The following is a 22,210-nucleotide window of genomic DNA, read 5'->3' on the forward strand; positions in this document are numbered from 1 at the left end:
TCACGTCACCCCGTCACCTGGGATGGGCGAAGTCACGACCCCGTCACCTGGAAAGGGCGAACTCACGTCACCCCGTGACCTTCACGTACTGCTCCCGGACCTCCCGGTACCGCAGCAGTTCGGCGGCCACCGGATCGAGGACGCGGTCCCGGCCGCACCCGGCGGCCGCCTCCCGCAAGCGGCGTTCGGCCTCGAGCCCGTACCGCCGCGCCGGCCCCTTCGCGGCCATCCGGCACGACCACTCGACACAGGGTCCGCCCACGATCCCCGCCAGCATCAACAGCACCGGAACCCCGAGATTCGGGTCGAGCACGCCGACGATCTGCCCCAACAGCCATAGCCCGCCCACGACCTGAAACAGCGTCATCGAGACCTGGGCGAGCACGGCGACCGGCCACCAGCCGGGCCTCGGCAGCCGTCCGGCGGGCGTCCCCGCCGTGAGCGCGAGTTCGTCGAGTGCCTCCGGCAGCCCCGCCGCTCCCCTGGTCGCCGCCTCCCGCACGGCCTGCCCCCACGGCCCGGGCAGCCCCGCCGACGCCCGCTCGCCCACGACGCGCACGGCGTGCTCCACGCGCTGGCGTGCCGTCGCCTCCTCGTCGGCGGGCGCGGGCTTGAGGGTGGTGAAGGTGATGCTGGGGGCGCGGCGGGCCTCGTACCAGCGCCAGAGCCTGAGCCACGGGGTGCCGCACGCTTTGTTGGCGTTGCGGCGCCAGGCGCGCTCGGCCGCCTGGCCCGCGGCCTCGGCGCCCACGGCGTCGGCCAGCCGGTCGGTGAACTCCTCCCTGGCGTCCTCGCTGAGCCCGCTCCTGCGCCCGGTCGCGTAGACCGGCCGCAGCCGCAGCGCCGCCGCGTCGATGTCGGCCGCGATCCGGCGGGACGCGGCGCCCTGTTCGCGCGTGAACTGGTCGAGGGACTCGCGCAGTTCACCGATCCCCTCGCCGGTGAGCGCCGACAGGGCGAGCACGGTGGCGCCCGGTTCGCCGTGCTCCCCGAGGGCGATCCCGTCCTCGTCGAGCAGGCGCCGCAGATCGTCGAGTACGAGGTCGGCGGCCTCGCCGGGCAGCCGGTCCACCTGGTTGAGCACGACGAAGGTGACCTCCGCGTGGCCGGCCAGGGGCCGCAGGTAGCGCTCGTGCAGCATCGCGTCGGCGTACTTCTCGGGGTCGACCACCCAGATGACGGCGTCGACGAGCGCGAGGATCCGGTCGACCTGCTCACGGTGCTCGACGGCCGCCGAGTCGTGGTCCGGCAGATCGACGAGCACGAGCCCCTTGAGCGGCGCGTCGGCGTGCTGACCGAGCTGACCGGGCTGACCGGGCTGACCGGGCTGAACCTGGAGCGGGCGGCGGCGCAGCCGGCCAGGGATCCCGAGCCGGTCGAGCAGCCCCGCCGCCCCGTCCGTCCAGCTGCACGCGATGGGCGCGGACGTGGTGGGCCTGCGCAGCCCCGTCTCGGACAGGGGTACGCCCGCGAGGGCGTTGAAGAGCGTCGACTTGCCGCTGCCGGTGGCGCCCGCGACGGCGACGACGGTGTGCCGGTCGGAGAGCCTGCGCCGGGCGGCCGCCTCGTCGAGGACGTGGCCCGCCTCCGCGAGCGTCTCGGCGTCGACGCGGGTCCGGGAGAGCCCGACGAGTTCACGCAGCGCGTCGAGGCGCGTCATGAGCGCCGCGTCGTCGTCGTGCGCGGCGCCGACGTCGTTCGGGACGTGGGTGTCGACCGCGGCCTCGACGTCGAACACCCCGGTGTCGGACACGCGTCGCGCGATGAGCCCGTCGTCCCACGCCCCGGCGGCGGATTCGGCGCCCGAACCCTCCGGCTCCCCGGCGTCCACGCGCTTCACGTGGCGAGGCGGCTCGGCACGGTCCGTTCGCCCGGACGGACCGGACGGACCGCAGCACTCGGCGCGATCCGCCCCCTCGGCCTGATCAGCCTGACCGATCTGCTCGGCCTGCTCGGCCAGATCGATGCGATCGGCGTGATCGGCGTGATCGGCGTGATCGATGCGATCGGTGTGATCGGTGTGGTCCGTGACGGCGGTCACCGCGGTCACCTCTCCTTCTGCAGTACGGACAGCGCGGCGATCAGTTCCGCCTGGGACTCGGGGTGTACGTCGAGTGCGTCGAGCGGCGCGAGCCGGCGTTCGCGCTCCGCCGCGAGCACCTTGTCCAGGTAGTCGGTGAGCAGCCGTCCGCCCCGGTCGCGCAGGCGCAGCGCCCCCTGGGCGCCGATCCGTTCCGCGAGGGACTCGCCGGCGCTGCGGGCCCGGTTGCCGCCGAGGAGCGCGGTCGCGAGCAGCGCGGCGACGAGTTCCGTGTCGGGCGGCGGGGTGGCGTCGAGGGCGCGCACCTGTTCCTCCGCGTACTCCTCGAGCATGCGGCGCCAGCGGCGTACCGCCATGCCGATGCGGTGCTCGGCGGTCTCCAGGTCGGGGTCGCGGGCGGCGAGGCCGTCGGCGGCGCCGGCCGGGTCGCGGCGCCAGGCCTCGTCGATGCGTTCATCGGCGGCGGTGACGGAGCACAGCAGGAGCGCGCCGAGGCTCTCGGTGAGCGCGTCGAGCAGTTCGGCGGGGGTGCAGTCGAGGGGGTAGCTGCGCCACCGCTTGAGCGCGTCCCCGGCGAGCACGCCGCCGCTCTGCAGCCGGGTCCGCACGCGCGCGTGCTCCCGCCGGTACGTCTCGTCGACGGCGGCGGTGAGGCGCAGGGCGGCGGCGTACTGGGAGGCGACGGCGCCGGCGAGTTCGGGCGTGCGGACCCGGAGCGAGTCGATGATCCCGCCCGCGGTACGGGCGATGGCCGTGCCGCGGGCGGTGGGGTCCTGGACCCGGTGGGTGAGCCAGGCCCGCAGGGGGGCGACGGCGGTGGCGGGCAGGAGGCCTCCGCCACCGGTGGACTCGGGCAGCTCGGGGACGGTGAAGCGCGGTACGTCGCCGAGTCCGGCCTTGGCGAGCAGGGCCCCGTACTGGCGGGAGACCTCGGCGACCATCTGGTGGGGGACGCGGTCGAGGACGGTGACGAGGGTCGCGTCGTTCTCCTTGGCGCTGCGCAGCAGGTGCCAGGGCACCGCGTCGGCGTAGCGGGAGGCGGTGGTGACCATGATCCAGATGTCGGCGGCGCTGATGAGCTGGGCGGCGAGTACGCGGTTGCGGGCGACGAGGGAGTCGACGTCGGGTGCGTCGAGGAGGGCGAGTCCGCGGGGGAGGCTGCCGGAGGTCTCGACGCGCAGGACGTGTTCGCCGTCCTCGGTGGCGGCGGGGGCGCCGCTGTCCCGGCCGTCGGGGCGCCGGGGCACCCAGACGCGGGTGAGGTCCGGCAGGACGCGGGCCCGGGAGAACCACGTGTGGTCCTCCGGGTGGCAGACGAGTACGGGGGTGCGGGTCGTGGGCCGCAGCACGCCCGCCTCGCTGACCCTCCGCCCGACGAGGGAGTTCACGAGGGTCGACTTCCCGGCGCCGGTCGACCCGCCGATCACGGCGAGCAGGGGGGCTTCTGGGTCACGCAGCCGGGGCACGAGATAGTCGTCGAGCTGCGCGAGGAGTTCCACCCGGTTGGCACGCGCGCGCGGTGCCCCCGGGAGAGGAAGGGGGAAGCGCGCGGCGGCGACACGGTCGCGCAGCGCGGAGAGTGCGTCGAGCAGCTGAGGCCGTACGTCCAAGGTCACCACATGCGAAGAATGCCCAATTTTGGCGGCTTTCTGAAGCATATGGACGTCTCTGCGCGCCGATCCGGCCCATCCGGTCCATGGGACGGAAGGGACGACTGGGGCACAGGCATAACGAGTGCACAACACCCGGGGCGCGAGACGTCAAAAGCGGTGCAGGATTCGTACCTGCCTGCGATTATCAGGACCGCTTCACTGAACCTCCACATCGAGCCACGGAGGCGCAGGAGCAGGGACAGGGATCCGGGAGCCCTATCCTTGTCCCCGGCAAGGTCACGGATCTCCCCCACATCCGTTCCGAGCCACCGGCCACACACCGGCCCCCGTAGCTCAGTGGATAGAGCAGGCGCCTTCTAAGCGCTTGGCCGCAGGTTCGAGTCCTGCCGGGGGCGCCTCTTTCCCTTCCTGGGACCTCCCTGGGGACCTTTCGGCTTCCCCTGTGGGTCTCCTGGGCCCTCTCCCGTGCGCCGTCCGCAGGACGCTAGCGAGCGGGCGGTAGTGGTGACGTAAGTGTTCCCGCCACGTCAGGCCCTCCCGGCACCCCCACCTCGCCGTACGGCCGCTCCGGCGTTTCACGGAAGCCGTACGCCGACCACCAGCGCGCCAGCGGGGCGGGCGCCCACCAGGCCCACTTGCCGAGCAGTGCCATCGTCGCGGGCACGAGCAGGCCTCGTACGATCGTCGCGTCCACGAGGACCGCGATCACCAGGCCCACCCCGATCATCTTCATGAAGAGGATCGACGAGGTCATGAAGCCGCCGACCACCACGACCAGGAGCAGCGCCGCACTGGTGATGATCCTGGCGGTGCGCTGGACGCCGAGGGCGACCGACTCGACCGGGTCACCGCTCGCCTCCCACTCCTCGCGGACGCGGGAGAGCAGGAACACCTCGTAGTCCATGGCGAGGCCGAAGGCGATCGCGACCACCAGGACCGGGAAGTTCGCGTCCACCGCTCCGATCGGCTCGAAGCCCAGGAGGCCCGAGAGGTGGCCGTCCTGGAAGATCCACTTGATCGCTCCGAACGCGGCCAGGAGCGAGAGGAGGCTGAGGATCACCGACTTGAGTGGGAGGAGGAGCGAGCCGAAGGCCATGAAGAGGACGAAGAAGGAGACGACGGCCACGAACAGGGCCATCCACGGCAGCCGTTCGCCGATCATGCCGACGATGTCCGCGCGCGACGCGGGCATGCCGGTGAGGAGCGTCTTCGTGCCGGCCGGGGGCGGTGTCGCGCGCAGGTCGTGGACCATGCTCCGCGCGGCGTCGGACATGGCGTCCGGCGTGTAGCGGAGCGTGATGCGGGCGTCGTTGCCCTCGAAGGCTGTCGGGGTCGCGGAGGTGACGCCATCGACTCTCGCCAACTCCCCGGCGTATGCGGTGACTTCGGCTCGGTCCGGCGGTGCGGACGATCCTCGCACGACGGTCGTCATGATCTGGGCGGGGTTCGTGGTGAAGTCCGCCGCGAGGGTCTTGCCGACCACCTTCGCGTCGGCGTTCGACGGCAGGACCCATTCGCCGGGGCGCGCCCAGTTGACGCCGAGCAGGGGTGCGCCGAGTCCGACCAGTACGGCGACGATGGCGAGCGAGGAGAGGACCGGCTTGCGCATGACCGCGTGGGCCGTGCGGTACCAGCGGCCTTCCCTCTCCGGCCCGGTGGCCCGGTCCCTGCCGCCGAGCGGGATGCGCCACTTGTCGACGCTGTGCCCGGTGTAGCGCAGGAGGGCGGGCAGGAGGGTGAGGGAGCCGACGACCGCGAAGGCGACCACCGCGACCGCCGCGTACCCCATCGAGGAGAGGAAGCGGGAGGGGAAGAAGACGAGTCCGGCGAAGGAGATCGCCACGGCGATGCCGGAGAACGCGACCGTGCGGCCCGCCGTCGCGGTGGCCCGCTCGACGGCCGTGTCGATGTCGGCGCCCGCGTGCAGCTCCTCGCGGAAGCGGTTGACCAGGAACAGCGCGTAGTCGATCGCCAGGCCCAGGCCGAGGATCGTGATGACGTTGATGACCGTGCTGGAGATCTCCGTGAACATCGTCAGGACGCGCAGCACCACGAACGAGCCGAGGGCGACGAACGAGCCGACGGCGAGCGGGAGCAGCGCCGCGATCGCACTGCGGAAGATCAGGACCAGGAGGATCAGGAGGACCGGGACCGAGAGCGTCTCGGCGCGCGCGATGTCCGAGCCGGTGAGGGTGTTGACCTGGTCGGTCATCGCGGCGACTCCGCCGTAGCGGACGGACACGCCGTCGGCCGCGAAGTCACTCTTGATCTTCTCCAGTACCTCGACCTGCTTCTGGTCGTCGTCACTGGTGAACTGGACGGTGGCGTAGGCCTGTTGGCCGTCCCTGGAGACGTACGCGCTCCGGTCCTGGCCGCCCGGGTGCCAGTACGAGTCCAGGCGGGCGATGCCCTCGCGCGGGACGCCGTCCAGTGCGGCCCGGACCGCGTCGCCGAAGGCGGCGACCGTCTCGCCCTCGGTCTTCGACTCGTACAGGACGATCAGGTCGTTGGACTCGCGCCCGAGCGGCCCGTCGAGGACCTTGTCGGCCTGGACGGACTCACTCGCCGGGTCGTCGAAGCCGGCCCCTCCGGTGAACGAGCCGAAGACTCCGGTGCCCCACACGCCGGCGAACACCGTGAAGACGACCGCCGCGACGACCACCCATTTCCTGCGCCGCGCGGTGAACTTCCCTAAAGCTGCAAACATTTGTGACTCCCTGAATCGGTGAATCCGTGAATCCGTGAATCGGTGCGTGGCGGGGAGGGGGGAGCTGTGAGAGATGCGGGAGATATTTCGGCGCGCCGATATGCACACCGAGGGGAGTGCGGTGGCCCGCCCCCGCCGAGTAGCCGAGGTCAACTGTAACTCACACTATCGATAGTTTCACTATCACCAGTGCCTTCACGTGGCTCTCAAGTGGCCCGGTGGGTTACGGCAGTTGGTCTCCGCTAGCCGCGGGCGCGGCCGGAGGCGTCCTCCTGGGCGATGCGGCGCAGCGCGGACATCGCCGCGTCGCCGAGCACCGTGCCGAGGACGACGCCCTCGACCTTGCCGTCCGCGCTGGGTACGTCGGCGAGTGCGCCGAGTTCGGCGAGCGCCAACTCGCCTGCGGCAGACGCGTACTTGTCGAGCAGTGTGAGCAGGTCACCGCGGTCCAGGTCGCGGTACGTCAGCACGATCTGGACGAGCGACTGCCAGCCCGGGTTCTGCGGCTTCGCCGTCCAGCCGTGCCGGGTCACGAGCTCGCGCACCTCGGCCTCGGCCCGCTCCCGGTCCTCGTCGGTGCCCCGCTCGACGGCCGCCCGGGTCACCGCGGACTGGGCGACGCCGAGCATGCCGTGGACCGAGCGCGTCGGGGAGTCGACCTCGGCCAGGACGTCGCGCGCGGCGGCCACGGACAGCCCGCCGACCTCCAGCATGGCCCGGATCAGCTTGAGCCGGCGGACATGGGAATCGTCGTACGCGACCTGGTTCGGGCTGGTGCGCTCGCCCGGGGGCAACAGGCCCTCGCGCGAGTAGTACTTGATGGTGGGAACCGGAACTCCGGTACGCCGCGCCAGCTCTCCGATACGCATTCCCTGAGGATACTGCGCGTCCCTGCGCGTCCCACATTCCGTTTATCGCCGCTGAATTCCCTCCCGGTCCCGTCTCGTTCAGCTTCCGCCTCCGCTTCCGCTTCCTCTTCCGCTTCCTCTTCCGTACAGGTCCTCAATCTCCCGCGCGTACGCGGCCGCGACCGCGTGCCGCTTGATCTTCAGGGAGGGGGTGAGGAGGCCGTTGTCCTCCGTGAACTCGCCTTCCACCAGGGCGAACTTGCGGATGGACTCGGCCCGCGAGACCGCCTCGTTCGCGTAGTCGACGGCCTCCTGCACCGCTGCGAGCATCCGCGGGTCGCGGACGACCTCGGACATCGGGGTGCCGGCGGGCATCTTGCGTACGGACAGCCAGTGCGCCACCGCCTCCGGCTCCAGCGTGATCAGGGCGCCGACGTAGGAGCGGTTGTCGCCCACGACGATGCACTGGCCGACCGGCGGGCGGCTGCGGAGGCGGTCCTCCAGGACGGCCGGCGAGACGTTCTTGCCGCCGGAGGTGACGAGGATGTCCTTCTTGCGGCCGGTGATGGTGAGGTAGCCGTCCTCGTCGAGGGCGCCCAGGTCACCGGTGGCGAACCAGCCGTCGTCGAGCACCTGCGCGGTGGCCTCGGGGTTGTTCCGGTACCCGCCGAACACGATGCCGCCCCTGATGAGCACCTCGCCGTCGTCGGCGATCCGCACGGCCGTGCCGGGCACCGGGAGGCCGACCGTCCCGGGGCGTGGGGCGAGCGGCGGGGTGATGGTGGCGGCGGCGCTGGTCTCCGTCAGGCCGTAGCCCTCGTAGACGAGGATTCCGGCGGCGTAGAAGAACAGGCTGAGGCGGCGGTCGAGGGGGGAGCCGCCGCTGATCGCGTAGCGCAGGCGGCCGCCGAGTTCCTTGCGTACGCGGCGGTACACGAGGACGTCGTACAGGGCGTGGGCGAGGCGCAGGCCGACGGACGGGCCCTCGCCGTGGCCGAGGAAGCGGGCCAGGTGTGCCTCGCCGTAGGACACCGCGATCCGGTCGGCCCGGTCGAAGGACGCGCCGCGGCCGAGCTTTTCCGCGGTGGCCCGGCCCGTGTCGTGGATCTTCTCGAAGAGGTACGGCACTCCGACGACGAACGTCGGTCTGAAGGAGCGGAGTTGGGGCCGCAGTTCCTCCGGCTTGATGCCGGGGCAGTGGCCGAGTTCGATACGGGCGAGCTGGCAGGCGATCTGGAGGGTGCGGCCGAGGATGTGCGCGAGGGGCAGGAACAGCAGCGTCGACGCGATCTGTCCGGACACCTCCTTGAAGATGGGGTGCAGCAGTTCGACGGTGTTCGCGGCCTCGGCGTGCAGGTTTCCGTGGGTGAGGACGCAGCCCTTGGGCTTGCCGGTGGTCCCGGAGGTGTAGCAGACGGTCGCGACCGTGTCGGGGGTGAGGGCCGCGCGCCGCTCGGTGATCTCCTTGTCGGCCACCTCCCGTCCCAGCGTGGCGAGTTCGAGGACGGCGCCCGCGTCCAGCTCCCAGCAGCGCGGCCGGTCCTCCTCGGGCAGCGCGGCGAGCGCGGCCCGCACGGTGGCCGTGTTCTCGGGCGTCTCGGTGATCAGATGGCGCGCGCCCGAGTCCCGCACGATCCATTCGATCTGCTCGGCCGACGACGTGGCGTAGACGGGCACGGTCTGCCCGCCGGCCGCCCAGATGGCGAAGTCGAGGACCGTCCACTCGTAGCGGGTACGGGACATCAGGGCGACGCGCCCGCCGGGTTCGAGGCCGCCCGCGACGAGGCCCTTGGCGGCCTCGGTCACCTCGCGCGCGAAGGCCGCCGCGGTGACGGGACGCCAGTGGTCGCCCTCCTTGCGCCGCAGGACGACCGCGTCGGGGGCCTCGGCGGCGTTCGTGAAGGGGATGTCGGCGGGCGTGCCCCCGGCGGGGTCCGCGGCGAGCGCGGCCGTCCGCACCTCCCGCACGGTCCCGTGCTCGTCCTTGACCGTCTCGACGGCGGCCCGCTCCGCCAGGTCGCTGCGCTGTCGTGCCCGATGAAGATCCTTGCGTACGCCCATGACGGCTCCAGGTCGCGGCTGACGTGATCCCTGCGTCTCGCTCGTCCACTCACACACACAGACTTACAGACTTACTCGGGCGTCAACTTACTCACGCGTAACGGAAATTCAATGGGGCCGACGTGAGGAAACGCGGGGCCTGAGCGGCCGGGTCAGGCGTCGGGCGGGGTCCAGACCTCGCCGTCGAGGACGTGCCGCATCCCCACCCACACCATGTTCATCAGCCGCAGCGCGATCCCGTCGGGCGACTGGCCGGGGTGGCGCTTCATCCAGTCGGCGAGGGTGTCCGCGGCGCCGACGAGCGCGTGGGCCACGAAGTCCGCGTCCTCCGCGCCCAGCAGTGCGCCTCGGCCGGCGTCCGTACCGCCCGGCGGTGCGCCCGGGCCGCCGGTGCCTGCCCCGCCCGGCACGGACCCGTGGCCGCTGTCCGTGATGCCGTCGCCGACCAGGCCCGCGACCTCGGCCATGACGAGCCGGCGCACCTCGGCGACCGCGGCGGCGATCGTGACGCCCAGCTCGGCGGCCTGCCGGTGCAGGAGGACCCAGCTGTCACGGTGGGCGGCGACGAACACGAAGAAGGCGGCGAGGCCCGCGTACAGCCGCTCCTCCGGAGCGCCGCCCGCGCGCGCCGCCCCCTGGAACGCGGCCACGAGCCGGTCCGACTCGCGGCGCAGACAGGCCAGGAACAGGCCCTCCTTGGAGTCGAGATAGAGATAGACCATCGGCTTGGAAATGCCGGCGAGTTCGGCGATCTCGTCCACGGACGCGGCGTGGTAGCCGCGCTTGGCGAAGACCCGTACGCCGACGTCGATGATCTGCTGCTCGCGCTCCCGGCGCGGCACCCGGCGCCGGCGCCCCGCCGGGGCACCCGGCCCGCCGCCGCGCGCCTCGGTACGCCCGGCACGCGCCGCGTTCCCTTCTGGCGGATCCCCCGTTATACCCGTCACCCTTGTCAGCCTATCTACGCGGACGTAACCTTACCGAACAGTAACTTAACTCATCGGTAAGCAGCTTCGGCACACGGAGGTTCCATGAGCGACGGCGCCGGTACGCGCGACGGGATTGCCGGTCTCGACTTCTCGGCGGTCACGCCCGAGGAGTTCGCGAAGATCGTGAAGAGCCTCTCCCCCAAGGAGATCGACGAGATCGCCCGCGACGGCGAACTGCGCGCCCGCATCCTCGCGGAGGTCTTCGCGCGGATGGAGCGGCAGTTCAAGCCGGAGACGGCGGGCTCCCTCCAGGCGCTGATCCGCTGGCAGGTCACGAGCGCGGGCGACCGGGCCGAGGCCGTCTACGAGACGACGATCGCGGACGGCGTCTGCACGGTCGGCGAGGGCCGCTCCGACGCCACGCCCCGCGTCACGCTCGCCATGGGCGACGCGGACTTCCTGAAGCTGGTCTCCGGCAACTCCAGCCCCGTCACGATGTTCATGATGCGCAAGGTCAAGATCACCGGAGATGTCGCCCTCGCCGCGGGACTCAACCGCTACTTCGACATTCCGAAGCCGTGAGGCGTCCGCCTACGCTTCGCGGGTGACCACGACACCGCGCCCGCACGCGCACGCGCATACACATCCGCACTCGCCCGACGACCGGGTCATCTACGGATGCATGGGGCTCGGCGGGACCTGGGACTCCGCGCCCTACCGGCCCGCCGACATCGACGCCGCCGAGGCCGCCGTCCAGGCGGCGCTCGACAGCGGCATCACGGCGTTCGACCACGCCGACATCTACCGCAACGGCAAGGCCGAGGCCGTCTTCGGCGAGGTGCTCGCCCGGACGCCCGGCCTGCGCGAGCGCATCACGCTGCAGACCAAGTGCGGGATCCGGCACGGCGACGGCGAGCGTCCGGGGATGTACGACCTGCGCGGCGACCGTGTCGTGCGGTGCGTGGAGGAGAGCCTGACCCGGCTGCGTACCGATCACCTCGACGTCCTGCTGCTGCACCGGCCGGACCCGCTGGCGGATCCCCGGGACGTCGCCAAGGCGCTCACGTCGCTCCAGGAGCAGGGGCTCGTCCGGAGTTTCGGCGTCTCCAACATGAGCGCCCACCAGATCGCCCATCTGCAGTCCCACCTGGACTTTCCGCTGGTCGCCAACCAGTTGGAGATGAGCCTGAAGAGCCGGGACTGGGTGGAAGCGGGGGTGCTGGTGAACACGTCCGGCGCCGCGGCGAACGGGTTTCCGGCGGGCACGCTCGAGCACTGCGTGGATCATGGGATCCGTCTTCAGGCGTGGGGGCCGCTGGCTCAGGGGAGCTTTAGCGGGCGGGCGGAGACGGAGGCCGAGCGGGCGACTTCTCGGCTCGTCGCGGAGCTCGCGGAACGGAAGGGGACGACTCCGGAGACGGTTCTGCTGTGGTGGCTTCAGCGGCACCCTGCCGGGATCGTGCCGGTCATCGGGACGGCGAATCCTGAGCGGATTCGGGCTTGCGGGGATGCTGTTCGGCGGGCGCCGGAGCTTGGGCATGAGGAGTGGTACGAGCTGTGGGTGACGGCTCGGGGGGCGGCGCTTCCGTAGGGGGCGGGTTTTTGCGCAGTTCCCCGCGCCCCTTTGGGGGTGGTGATTCGGGTGCGGGGGCGTGGGGGCTGGTCGCGCAGTTCCCCGCGCCCCTTGAGGGGGCCTAGTTCGGGTGCGGGTCCGGTGGGGGCTTGTCGCGCAGTTCCCCGCGCCCCTTGAGGGCGTCGCTACGAGACGATGTCCTTGCGGCGGAAGCCTCGGAACGCCAGGGCGAACAGGATGACCGCGTACGTTGCCGAAACCGCCGTCCCCTGGATCATGCCGCCCCACTCCGGGCGGGGCTGGATGGCGTCCGCCCACGCGAACTGCCAGTGCGCGGGCAGGAAGTCGCGCCAGTCGCCGAGCGCGGTCACCGCGTCGAGGACGTTGCCCACGATCGTGAGGCCGACCGCCCCGCCGACCGCGCCGAGCGGGGCGTCCGTCTTCGTCGACAGCCAGAACGCGAGCCCCGCGGTGACCAGTTGGGACACGAAGATGTACGCGATCACGACGAGGAGCCGCTGCGCCGCCGTCCCCGCGGGGAGCGCGCCCCCGGTCGGGATCTCCAGCGGGCCCCAGCCGTACGCCGCCGTGCCGACCGCGAGGGCGACCACGGGGAGCAGGATCATCGCGGCGAGGCTGAGCGTGAGTGCGACGGTGAGCTTGCTCCACAGGAGGCGGGCCCGGGGGACGGGAGCCGCGAGGAGGTAGCGCAGGCTGGACCAGCCGGCCTCGGAGGCGACCGTGTCCCCGCAGAACAGTGCCACCGGGATCACGAGCAGGAAGCCCGCCGACACGAACAGGCAGGTAGCGGCGAAGTTGGCGCCGGACGCGGTGGCCGTGTCCATCAGCGTCACCCGCCCGTTGCGCGACGACGGGTCACCGCCGATCGCGAACGCGACGACGAGGACGAACGGCAGCAGCGCGAGGACGGCCCCCATGACGAGGGTGCGCCGCCGCTTCAACTGGCGTACGGCCTCGACCCGTAGGGGCAGGGTGCGGCGCGCCCGGTATCCGGGGGCTACCTCGGTGGGCTCGACGAGCGCGGTCATCCGGCTTCGCCTCCGATCAGGGTGAGGAACGCGTCTTCGAGGCGCCGGTGCGGGCCGAGCGAGGCGACGGGCACGCCGAGCCGCACGAGCTCGGCGAGCAGCCGCGCGGCCACCTCCGCACGCTCGGCGTCGGGGCCCCTGAGCGGGTCGGCCTCACCGCCGCCGACGGGGGTCACGAGCGGGGCGAACCCTCCGTCTCCGGCCGGGGCCACGAGCGCAGCAGACTCGTCGTCACCGACAGGCGCCATGAGCACGGCAGGCCCGCCATCGCCGGCCGGGACCAAGAGCGGGTCGGACCCGCCCTCGTCGGCCGACGCCATGAGCACGGCGGACTCGCCCCCGTCCCTCACTCCCACCCCACTCCCGGACCCACTGCCGTCGCCCTCGGCGGCAGCCGGCACCGACGCCGGGACCCTCGCCCCGGGTTCCCCGGGTTCCCCGAACTCCCCCGGCTCGCCCGGCCCCCCGGGCGCCGTCAGGTGGATCAAGAGGCCGTCGTTCACGCGGGTTGCCGTTTCCACGTTCGGGAGCGAGCCCACCTTTTCCACCATCGCGTCGGAGACCGGGCCCGCGAGGCCGGCCAGGAGCGTGGCGCCGGAGCCGATGATGTCGGTGACCGGGCCCGTCTGGACGAGGCGGCCGCGGTCCATGACGACCAGGTGCGTGCAGGTCTGTTCGACCTCGGCGAGGAGATGGCTGGAGACGATGACCGTGCGGCCGGCCGCCGCGTACCGGATCATCACCTCGCGCATCTCGCGGATCTGGGGCGGGTCGAGGCCGTTCGTCGGCTCGTCGAGGATGAGGAGGTCGGGCAGGCCCAGCATGGCCTGCGCGATGGCGAGCCGCTGCCGCATGCCCTGCGAGTACGTGCGGACCGCGCGGGCCAGGGCGTCGCCGAGCCCGGCGATCTCCAGGGCCTCGTCCAGGTGCGCGTCGGCGGCGGGGCGGCCGGTGGCCGCCCAGTACAGCTCCAGGTTCTCGCGTCCGGACAGGTGCGGCAGGAAGCCCGCGCCCTCGACGAACGCGCCGACCCGTGACAGGACGGGCGCCCCCGGCCTGATCGCGTGTCCGAAGACGCGGATCTCGCCGCCGTCGGGCCTGATGAGGCCCATGAGCATGCGCAGGGTCGTGGTCTTGCCCGCGCCGTTCGGTCCGAGGAGGCCGAGGACCTGGCCCTTCTCGACACGGAAGGACAGGTCACGGACCGCGTACCGGTCGGCGGACTTCGCGTACTTCTTGCTCAAGCCGGTGATCTGGAGCGGGACTTCGGCGAGGGCCGGGTCCGCGGGGCCCGCACTCGCGCGGCGGCGGCCGGTGAGCAGCAGGGCGAGGGCCGCGAGGACGCCGGCGAGGGGCAGCCACCACACCCAGGCGGGCAGCGGCGCGGCGGCCGTCCGCACGTCGGGCGCGGTGGGCACGGACAGGGGGCCACGAAGGGAGACCGTGTACGTGGCGGGGTGTGCCGGGGACGCGTAGCCGAGGTCCGTGGAGGACAGGACGAGGCGCAGCCGGTGGCCCTTCTGCACCTCGTGGTCGATGGCGGGGAGGGTGAGGGTGACGTCCTTGCCGCCGCCCGCTCCGGAGCCCACCACCCGTACGGGTGAGGTGAGTTGGGAGGGCAGGACCGGCTGGGAGCCGCCGCCCGGGGCGACGTCGTACACCTTGCCGAACAGGACGGCGTCGGCGCTGTCGGACGCGATGTGCACCGTCACCGTCGGGGACCCGGTGATGTGCAGGCCGTCGCGCAGGGGTGCCGAGTCGAAGTGGGCGAACTGGCCGGGGAAGTCGAGGGAGAGGCCGACGCCGAGGGAGGACAGCTGGCCCAGTCCCCCGCCGCCGCCCGCGCCGAGGCCCGGCAGGTTCGAGATGGCGGGCGGGCTGGCGCCCGCGGGGTTGGAGACGTGCTGCTCGCGGCCGGTGAGCGGGACGCGCCGCGGGTCGTGCCTGAGGCCCGGGTACGTGTCGCCGCTCGCGCCGCGCAACTGGGCGGCGCCGTCGGTGGAGTCGATGCCTCCGGTGCGGGTGACGCGGAAGGCGGGGCCGGTGTCGGCGGCCTTGTCGTCCTTGAGGTACCGGTCGAACCAGGAGCCGACGCGCGCCTCGACGCGCCCGGTCTCGCGGTCGCCGCCGTCGTGGCCGCCGGCGATCCAGTCGACGTCGACGGGCGCGCCGTTGGCCCGGATCGCCTTCGCGGCGGCGTCGGCCTGGCCGAGCGGGAACAGGGAGTCGGTCTGGCCCTGCACCAGGAGCGTGGGCACCTTGATGTGCCGGCCGACGGCGACGGGTGAGCGTTCTTCGAGGAGCCTGCGGGCGGCGGCGTCCGGCTTCCCGGCCTCGGCGACCCGCTCGTACATGCGGCACAGCTGCGGCTCGAAGCGGCCGCAGCCGCCGCCGGTGTTGATGAAGAGCCCGGCCCAGAGCTTCTTGTAGACGCCGTTCGGGAAGAGCGCGTCGGCGAGGTTCCAGTACGTGATCTGGGGGGCGATGGCGTCGACCCGGTCGTCGTACCCGGCGGCGAGCAGCGAGATCGCGCCGCCGTAGGACGCGCCGGTGACGCCGACGCGCGGGTCGCCCTTCTTGTCGAGCTGGACCTCGGGGCGCTTCGCCAGCCAGTCGATGAGTTTGGAGGCGTCGGCGACCTCGCCCTCGGGGTCGTTGAGCCCGATCTTCCCGGTCGAGCGGCCGAAGCCGCGCGCCGACCAGGTGAGCACGGCGTATCCGTCGCGGGCGAGATGCTCGGCCTGCGCGCGCAGTTCGTCCTTGCTGCCGCCGAAGCCGTGGGCGAGGAGGACGGCGGGGCGGCGCCCCGCGCCGGGGGTCGTGAAGTACGAGGTGTCGATCCTGGCGCCGCCCGTGTCAAGGACTCTGTCGCTGCGCCGTACGGGGGGCGCGTCGCCCGAGGCGGCCGCGGCCGTCACCGTGCCCGCGCCGCCGAGCACCACGACGGCCGCGGCGGCGGCCGCCCACCGCCGCGTCCTGGCCCGCGGACCGCTCAGTCGTAGATCCATGCGTCAACGGTACGGGCGGCCTCGGACAACGGCGGCAGTCCCGGGTCTGAACCGCCGCACCTCCCTGGGGAGTAGGGCCCCGCCGCCGCGTACCACGCTCGTTGTACGAAGCCGTGCCCGCCACGCACGGCGAAGGGCGCACCGGTCCCGGTTTCCCGGACCGACGCGCCCCGCGCGTGTCTGTGATCGGACCGTCAGGCGGTCTCCCCGTCCTCGGGGATCGAGACCAGCCACCGGGTGTCCTTGCGCGGGCGCAGGTAGATCACCCAGTAGAGGGTGGCGACGGCGGTGATGCCGCCGGTCCACAGCAGGTAGGAGACCTCCTGCTGGCTGAGGATGTACGCGAGTACGGCGATCAGGAGCACCGGCACCGCGGGCCACAGCGGCATGCGCCAGGCCTTCTTGTCGCGGTGGGAGCCGCGCCGGCAGAGCAGGGCGGCGACGGCGACCAGGAGGTACATGCCGGTGACGGAGACGCCGGTCACGCCGTACAGGGTGTCGAGGTTGACGAAGCACAGGGCGGCGCCGGGGACTCCCACGACGAGGGTGGCGACCCAGGGGGAGCCGAAGCGGCCGAGCTTGGAGAGCGCCTTGTTGACCGGCTCGGGCCAGGACTTGTCACGGGCCGAGGCGAACAGGACGCGGGAGTTCTGGATGACCATGACGATGCCCGCGTTGATGATCGCGAGGGCGACGCAGAGGCTGACGAACGTGCCGACGGCGGAGTTGGACCAGGCCTCGACCATGGCGCTGATGTTGCCGCTGGTGAGGGCGGCGAGGTCGGGGGCGCCCATGGTGATGGCGACGACCGGCACCAGGATGATCACGGTGGAGATGGCGAGGGTCGCGAGGACCGTGCGGGCCACGTTGCGGCGGGGGTTCTCCAGTTCCTCGGAGAGGTAGACCGCGGTCGAGAAGCCCTGTGTGATGAAGAGGGCGATGGCGAGCCCGGAGATGACCAGCATCGCCGTGACGGTGTTGGTGTGGCCGCCCGCTCCGGAGACGTGCATCGAGACCAGCGAGCCCGCGCCGCGCTCGGAGTGTGCGAAGCCGAGGACGGCGACGACTCCGGCGGCGATGACCTCGAGGACGAGGAAGATGCCGGTGATCCACGCGTTGGCGCGCAGGTCGAGGAGGCCCGCGAGGGTGGCGAGGAGCATGACGCCGGCGCCGGCGCCCGCGGCCGGCAGGTGCACCAGCGGGGCGAGGTAGTCGGCGGTTCCCATCGCGATGACGGGCGGCACGATCATGACGACGAGCAGCGAGAGCACGAAGACGAGCCAGCCGGCGAGGCGGCCCGCGAGGGTCGACACCATGGCGTACTCGCCGCCCGCGCTGGGGATGAGGGTGCCCAGCTCCGAGTAACAGAACGCCACGGCTATACAGAGCAGCGAGCCGATCGCGATGGTGAGGGCGGTGGCGGTGCCGAGCGAGGAGAACAGGTCGGGGACGACCACGAAGAGCGTGGAGGCGGGCGTCACGCACGAGAGCGTGAGCAGGGTGCCGCCGACGACGCCGATGGAACGCTTGAGCTTCTGGGGACTGGCCGTGTTGCCGAGGGGCGCGAGCGGCTCCTCGATGACGGTCGTGGGGCTTGGGCGAAGCGTGTCGGTCATAGGGGGAGCGGTTCCGATCGACTCGTTACGGCAAGTGTTCGTGGTACTCGGGCCGGGAGCGCTATCGCCTCCGAAGGGCTGGCGCGGTGGGGGTTGTCTTCCACTCCCGGCGCGTTATTGCATCCTGCGAAATCCGGCACGTCAACGGCCGTTCAGCTGCGGATTCCGCACCCCGCCCTTGATCCAACTTTGGTCACTTCCAAGCCGGTTCGCCGCGGCAAGTGCATTCCATCAGGTGCCTCGGATTGATGACCTTGCTTTCTCAGGCGAATCTCTCCTATTGGCTGCGACACCCGATACATCCCCTACGTACGGGAACCGCAGGCGCCACCCCGAAGTCCGCGAGAATTTGTCCGCACTCCGGACACTCTCCGGGCCTCCGGAGGCTCCTGTCCGGACACGCTCCCGCCATACTCCCGACACGCTCCGTGAACACTGAGGTGCCCCGGCCGCGCTGCGTGGCGGCCGGGGCACCTCGGTGGAAGCGGGACCTCAGTGGTTGCGCGGGAAGCCCAGGTCGACGCCCGCGGGGGCGTCGGACGGGTCGGGCCAGCGCGTGGTGACGACCTTGCCGCGGGTGTAGAAGTGCGTGCCGTCGTTGCCGTAGATGTGGTGGTCGCCGAAGAGCGAGTCCTTCCAGCCACCGAAGGAGTGGTAGCCCACCGGCACGGGGATCGGCACGTTCACGCCGACCATGCCCGCCTCGATCTCCAGCTGGAAGCGGCGGGCGGCGCCGCCGTCACGGGTGAAGATCGCGGTGCCGTTGCCGAACGGCGAGGCGTTCATGAGGGCCACGCCCTCCTCGTACGTGTCGACGCGCAGCACGCACAGGACCGGGCCGAAGATCTCGTCCTGGTAGGCCTTGGCGGTCGTCGGGACGCGGTCGAGCAGGGAGAGGCCGATCCAGTGGCCGTCCTCGTGTCCCTCGACCGTGTAGCCGGTTCCGTCGAGGACGACCTCGCAGCCCTCGGCCGCGGCGCCGGTGACGTAGGACGCCACCTTGTCGCGGTGCGCGGCGGTGATCAGCGGGCCCATCTCGGAGGTGGGGTCGTTGCCGGGGCCGATCTTGATCGCCTCGGCGCGCTCCTTGATCTTCGCGACGAGCTCGTCGGCGACGGAGGCGACGGCCACGACGGCCGAGATCGCCATGCAGCGCTCACCGGCGGAGCCGTACGCGGCCGAGACGGCGGCGTCGGCTGCGGCGTCCAGGTCGGCGTCGGGCAGCACCAGCATGTGGTTCTTGGCGCCGCCGAGCGCCTGGACGCGCTTGCCGTTCGCGGAGGCGGTGGTGTGGATGTAGCGGGCGATCGGGGTCGAGCCCACGAAGGAGACGGCCGCCACGTCCGGGTGGGCGAGGAGGGCGTCGACGGCGACCTTGTCACCGTGCACGACGTTGAAGACACCGTCGGGCAGACCGGCCTCGGCGAGCAGCTCGGCGATCTTCATGGACGCCGACGGGTCCTTCTCGGACGGCTTCAGGACGAAGGTGTTGCCGCACGCGATGGCGAGCGGGAACATCCACATCGGGACCATGGCCGGGAAGTTGAACGGCGTGATGCCGGCGACGACGCCGAGCGGCTGGCGGATCGACGCCACGTCGACGCGCGAGGCGACCTCGGTGGACAGCTCACCCTTCAGCTGCACGGTGATGCCGCAGGCCAGGTCGACGATCTCCAGGCCGCGGGCGACCTCGCCGAGCGCGTCCGAGTGGACCTTGCCGTGCTCGGCGGTGATCAGCTCGGCGATCGCGTCGCGGTTGGCGTCGAGCAGCGCGCGGAACTTGAAGAGGATCGTGGTGCGCTTGGCGAGGGACGAGGTGCCCCAGTCGGCGAAGGCGGCCTTGGCCGAGGCGACCGCGGCGTCCACCTCGTCGACGTCGGCGAAGGCGACCCGCGTCGTGACAGCGCCGGTCGCGGGGTCGGTGACCGGGCCGAAATTGCCCGAGACACCCTCGACGGTCTTCCCGCCGATCCAGTGGTTGACGGTCTTGACGTCGGTCGTCATGAGGGCAATCTCCTTAGGGGACCTACGGGTGTTTCAGGTGTTTCAGGTGTTTCAGGTGTTTCAAGTGTTTCGGGTCGTTCACAACCGGGGGCGTCGAGCGGTGACGTGCCGGTCGTACTCCTTACGGGCCGCGACCGCCGACGGTCGGGTCGCTGTCTCGGCCACGGGCACATCCCACCACGCCTGCGCGGGGGGCGCGCCCGACACTGTGTCTGCCGTTTCGGTCTCCACGTAGACACATGTGGGACCGTCCGCCGCGCGCGCCGCCACCAGGGCTTCCCGCAGATCACGGACGGTTTTCGCGCGCAGCACGGTCATGCCGAGGCTGGCCGCGTTCGCGGCGAGGTCGACGGGCAGCGGGGCGCCCGTATACGTGCCGTCGGCGGCCGGGAAGCGGTAGCCGGTGCCGAACCCCTCGCCGCCCACCGAGGCCGAGAGCCCGCCGATCGACGCGTACCCGTGGTTCTGCAGGACGACGACCTTGATCGGGATGTTCTCCTGCACGGCCGTGACGATCTCGGTCGGCATCATCAGATACGTGCCGTCGCCGACGAGCGCCCACACGGGCCGCCCCGGAGCGGCGAGCGCGACGCCGATCGCGGCGGGGATCTCGTAGCCCATGCAGGAGTAGCCGTACTCGACGTGGTACTGGTCCCGGGACCGGGTCCGCCACAGTTTGTGCAGGTCACCGGGGAGGGAGCCGGCCGCGTTGATCAGGATGTCGTCCTCGGTGACGAGTTCGTCGAGCGCGCCGAGGACCTGGGGCTGTGTGGGGCGCACAAGGTCGTCGTCGGCGGTGAGACAGGCGTCGACGCGGCTCTCCCAGCGCTCCTTGTCGTCGGTGTACTCCATGACGTACGCGGGCTCGACGCGATGGCCGCGGACGGCGGAGGCCAGCGCTTCCAGGCCGGCGCGGGCGTCCGCGACCAGCGGCAGGCCGGCCTGTTTGTGGCTGTCGAAGGCCGCGATGTTGAGGTTGACGAAGCGCACGGCGCCGTCGCCGAAGAGGGTGCCGGAGGCGGTCGTGAAGTCGGTGTAGCGGGTGCCGACGCCGATGACGAGGTCGGCGGTGCGGGCGAGTTCATCGGCGGGCGCGGTGCCGGTGTGGCCGATGCCGCCGACGTCGGCCGGGTGGTCCCAGCGCAGGGAGCCCTTGCCGGCCTGGGTGGACGCGACGGGGATCCCGGTCGCGTCGGCGAACTCCCGCAGCGCGTCCTCGGCCCGGCTGTGGTGGACGCCGCCGCCCGCCACGATCAGGGGCCTGCGCGCACCGCGTACCGCCTCCACGGCGGCGGCCAGCTCGTGCGGGTCCGGCGCCGGGCGCCGCACCCCCCACACCCGCTCGTCGAAGAACTCCTCTGGCCAGTCGTACGCCTCGGCCTGCACGTCCTGCGGCAGCGCGAGCGTGACCGCTCCCGTGTCGACCGGGTCGGTGAGGACCCGCATCGCGGCGAGGGCGGCCGGGATCAGGGCCTCGGGCCGCGTGATCCGGTCGAAGTAACGGGAGACGGGGCGCAGGCAGTCGTTGACGGACACGTCGCCCGCGTAAGGGACTTCGAGCTGCTGGAGGACGGGGTCGGCGGGCCGGGTGGCGAAGGTGTCGCCGGGCAGGAGCAGGACGGGCAGGTGGTTGATCGTGGCGAGGGCGGCGCCCGTGACGAGGTTGGTGGCGCCGGGCCCGATGGACGTGGTGACGGCCTGCGCGGCCAGGCGGCCGTTCTGCCGGGCGAAGCCGACGGCCGCGTGCACCATGGCCTGTTCGTTGCGGCCCTGGTGGAAGGGCATGTCGTCCGCGTACTCCAGGAGCGCCTGGCCGATCCCGGCGACGTTCCCGTGGCCGAAGATGCCCCAGGTCGCGTCGATGAGGCGGCGCCGCTCGCCGTCGCGTTCGGTGTACTGGCGGGACAGGAACCGTACGAGGGCCTGCGCCGTGGTCAGCCGCGTCATCGGTATCCCTCCGTCAGATGGCCGGGATGGAACGAGATCCGCCACTCCCGCTCCGCTCCCGGCCCCGCCATGACATTCAGGTAGTACATGGTGTGGCCGGGCTGCGCGATCGACGGGCCGTGCCAGCCGTCGGGAACGAGGACGGCGTCGCCCGTACGGACCTCGGCGAGCACGTCGGTGCCGCCGGGGCGGGACGGCGACACGCGCTGGTACCCGTACCCGCCGGGTCCCTCGATCTCGAAGTAGTAGATCTCTTCCAGCTCGGACTCGACGCCGGGCCGGTGCTCGTCGTGCTTGTGGGGTGGGTACGAGGACCAGTTGCCGCCCGGCGTGATGACCTCGACGGCGATGAGCTGGTCGCACTCGAAGGCGTCGGCGGAGGCGAAGTTGCGCACCTCGCGGGCGCTGGTGCCCGAGCCGCGGTGCTCGACGGGAACCTCCGGCGCGGGGCCGTAGCGGGCGGGGAGCTGACGCTCGCACTTCGCTCCTGCCAGGGCGAAGCGGCCTCCCGCGCCGGAGGCGATCTGCGCATGGGCGTCGCGGGGCACGTAGGCGAAGTCGCCGACCCCGCCGAACACGCTCTCCCGGCCCTGCAGTTCGATGATCCGGCCTTGCGTCCGCACTGTGCAACCACCTGACAGGGGCAGCACAATCCATTCACTCCCACCGGTGTCCAGGTGGTGCGTCTGTCCGGGTTCCAGTTCGAGTACCCGAAGCGCCGAGCGGGACCAGCCGGCCCGCTCCGGGTCGACGGACAGGGCGTAGGGCCCGTCGGCTGCGCTGCCCCTGGGCACGTACGGCGTATGGGTCACCC

14 protein-coding genes and 1 tRNA gene are annotated in these 22,210 nt (G+C 71.9%); 3 read left to right on the forward strand and 12 right to left on the reverse strand.

The annotated features are described in order from the left end of the window. Window positions 1-67: 67 nt before the first annotated feature. Complete coding sequence (locus EOT10_RS14710) at window positions 68-2,041, reverse strand: YfjP family GTPase (RefSeq protein WP_127828914.1); 1,974 nt, start codon at window positions 2,039-2,041, stop codon at window positions 68-70. Between the two features lie 5 nt (window positions 2,042-2,046). Continuing rightward, window positions 2,047-3,699 carry a dynamin family protein gene (locus tag EOT10_RS14715; RefSeq protein WP_127828645.1) on the reverse strand — a complete coding sequence of 551 codons (1,653 nt, stop codon included), beginning with the start codon at window positions 3,697-3,699 and terminating at the stop codon, window positions 2,047-2,049. A gap of 277 nt (window positions 3,700-3,976) precedes the next feature. Between EOT10_RS14715 and EOT10_RS14720 the strand changes: the two genes are divergently transcribed. Next, a tRNA-Arg gene (locus tag EOT10_RS14720) sits at window positions 3,977-4,049 on the forward strand. 89 nt (window positions 4,050-4,138) lie between these two features. Here the strand turns inward: EOT10_RS14720 and EOT10_RS14725 are convergent. From EOT10_RS14725 to EOT10_RS14740, 4 genes are all read right to left on the reverse strand, one after another. Continuing rightward, window positions 4,139-6,361: an MMPL family transporter gene (locus tag EOT10_RS14725; RefSeq protein ID WP_127828646.1), complete on the reverse strand. Its 2,223-nt coding sequence runs from the start codon at window positions 6,359-6,361 to the stop codon at window positions 4,139-4,141. Between the two features lie 242 nt (window positions 6,362-6,603). After that, complete coding sequence (locus EOT10_RS14730; protein ID WP_127828647.1) at window positions 6,604-7,230, reverse strand: MerR family transcriptional regulator; 627 nt, start codon at window positions 7,228-7,230, stop codon at window positions 6,604-6,606. A 78-nt stretch (window positions 7,231-7,308) separates the two neighbouring features. Beyond that, window positions 7,309-9,270, reverse strand: a complete 1,962-nt coding sequence (locus EOT10_RS14735; protein ID WP_127828648.1) for an AMP-dependent synthetase/ligase — start codon at window positions 9,268-9,270, stop codon at window positions 7,309-7,311. 152 nt (window positions 9,271-9,422) lie between these two features. Next, complete coding sequence (locus EOT10_RS14740) at window positions 9,423-10,217, reverse strand: TetR/AcrR family transcriptional regulator (protein ID WP_317617342.1); 795 nt, start codon at window positions 10,215-10,217, stop codon at window positions 9,423-9,425. 84 nt (window positions 10,218-10,301) lie between these two features. On the opposite strand from EOT10_RS14740, the gene EOT10_RS14745 reads away from it, so the two are divergent. Further along, window positions 10,302-10,781: an SCP2 sterol-binding domain-containing protein gene (locus EOT10_RS14745; protein ID WP_127828649.1), complete on the forward strand. Its 480-nt coding sequence runs from the start codon at window positions 10,302-10,304 to the stop codon at window positions 10,779-10,781. A gap of 22 nt (window positions 10,782-10,803) precedes the next feature. After that, window positions 10,804-11,790, forward strand: coding sequence for an aldo/keto reductase (locus tag EOT10_RS14750; RefSeq protein ID WP_223280975.1), 987 nt, complete (start codon window positions 10,804-10,806; stop codon window positions 11,788-11,790). A 167-nt stretch (window positions 11,791-11,957) separates the two neighbouring features. Here the strand turns inward: EOT10_RS14750 and EOT10_RS14755 are convergent, their stop codons facing one another. The 6 genes from EOT10_RS14755 to iolB form a co-directional block, all read right to left on the reverse strand. After that, the gene (locus tag EOT10_RS14755; protein WP_127828650.1) at window positions 11,958-12,821 is read right to left on the reverse strand and encodes an ABC transporter permease; all 864 of its coding nucleotides are present in this window, start codon (window positions 12,819-12,821) and stop codon (window positions 11,958-11,960) included. Next, the gene (locus EOT10_RS14760) at window positions 12,818-15,829 is read right to left on the reverse strand and encodes an alpha/beta fold hydrolase (protein WP_127828651.1); all 3,012 of its coding nucleotides are present in this window, start codon (window positions 15,827-15,829) and stop codon (window positions 12,818-12,820) included. Before EOT10_RS14760 ends, EOT10_RS14755 begins: the two co-directional genes overlap by 4 nt. Window positions 15,830-16,023: 194 nt before the next feature. Continuing rightward, the gene (locus tag EOT10_RS14765; protein WP_127828652.1) at window positions 16,024-17,445 is read right to left on the reverse strand and encodes an APC family permease; all 1,422 of its coding nucleotides are present in this window, start codon (window positions 17,443-17,445) and stop codon (window positions 16,024-16,026) included. A gap of 492 nt (window positions 17,446-17,937) precedes the next feature. Beyond that, the gene (mmsA, locus tag EOT10_RS14770; protein WP_127828653.1) at window positions 17,938-19,449 is read right to left on the reverse strand and encodes a CoA-acylating methylmalonate-semialdehyde dehydrogenase; all 1,512 of its coding nucleotides are present in this window, start codon (window positions 19,447-19,449) and stop codon (window positions 17,938-17,940) included. Window positions 19,450-19,527: 78 nt separating this feature from the next. Further along, window positions 19,528-21,396, reverse strand: a complete 1,869-nt coding sequence (iolD, locus tag EOT10_RS14775; RefSeq protein WP_127828654.1) for a 3D-(3,5/4)-trihydroxycyclohexane-1,2-dione acylhydrolase (decyclizing) — start codon at window positions 21,394-21,396, stop codon at window positions 19,528-19,530. Next, complete coding sequence (iolB, locus tag EOT10_RS14780) at window positions 21,393-22,208, reverse strand: 5-deoxy-glucuronate isomerase (protein WP_127828655.1); 816 nt, start codon at window positions 22,206-22,208, stop codon at window positions 21,393-21,395. Before iolB ends, iolD begins: the two co-directional genes overlap by 4 nt. Between the last annotated feature and the right edge of the window lie 2 nt (window positions 22,209-22,210).

It is taken from the genome of Streptomyces antnestii, assembly GCF_004005495.1.
In the GTDB taxonomy this organism is placed as follows: domain Bacteria; phylum Actinomycetota; class Actinomycetes; order Streptomycetales; family Streptomycetaceae; genus Streptomyces; species Streptomyces antnestii.

Bases quoted from the DNA above. Each gene is read 5' to 3' on its own strand.
- EOT10_RS14715 (WP_127828645.1), bottom strand. From the start codon at position 3,699: ATGCTTCAGAAAGCCGCCAAAATTGGGCATTCTTCGCATGTGGTGACC.
- EOT10_RS14725 (WP_127828646.1), bottom strand. From the start codon at position 6,361: ATGTTTGCAGCTTTAGGGAAGTTCACCGCGCGGCGCAGGAAATGGGTG.
- EOT10_RS14730 (WP_127828647.1), bottom strand. From the start codon at position 7,230: ATGCGTATCGGAGAGCTGGCGCGGCGTACCGGAGTTCCGGTTCCCACC.
- EOT10_RS14735 (WP_127828648.1), bottom strand. From the start codon at position 9,270: ATGGGCGTACGCAAGGATCTTCATCGGGCACGACAGCGCAGCGACCTG.
- EOT10_RS14745 (WP_127828649.1), top strand. From the start codon at position 10,302: ATGAGCGACGGCGCCGGTACGCGCGACGGGATTGCCGGTCTCGACTTC.
- EOT10_RS14755 (WP_127828650.1), bottom strand. From the start codon at position 12,821: ATGACCGCGCTCGTCGAGCCCACCGAGGTAGCCCCCGGATACCGGGCG.
- EOT10_RS14760 (WP_127828651.1), bottom strand. From the start codon at position 15,829: ATGGATCTACGACTGAGCGGTCCGCGGGCCAGGACGCGGCGGTGGGCG.
- EOT10_RS14765 (WP_127828652.1), bottom strand. From the start codon at position 17,445: ATGACCGACACGCTTCGCCCAAGCCCCACGACCGTCATCGAGGAGCCG.
- mmsA (WP_127828653.1), bottom strand. From the start codon at position 19,449: ATGACGACCGACGTCAAGACCGTCAACCACTGGATCGGCGGGAAGACC.
- iolD (WP_127828654.1), bottom strand. From the start codon at position 21,396: ATGACGCGGCTGACCACGGCGCAGGCCCTCGTACGGTTCCTGTCCCGC.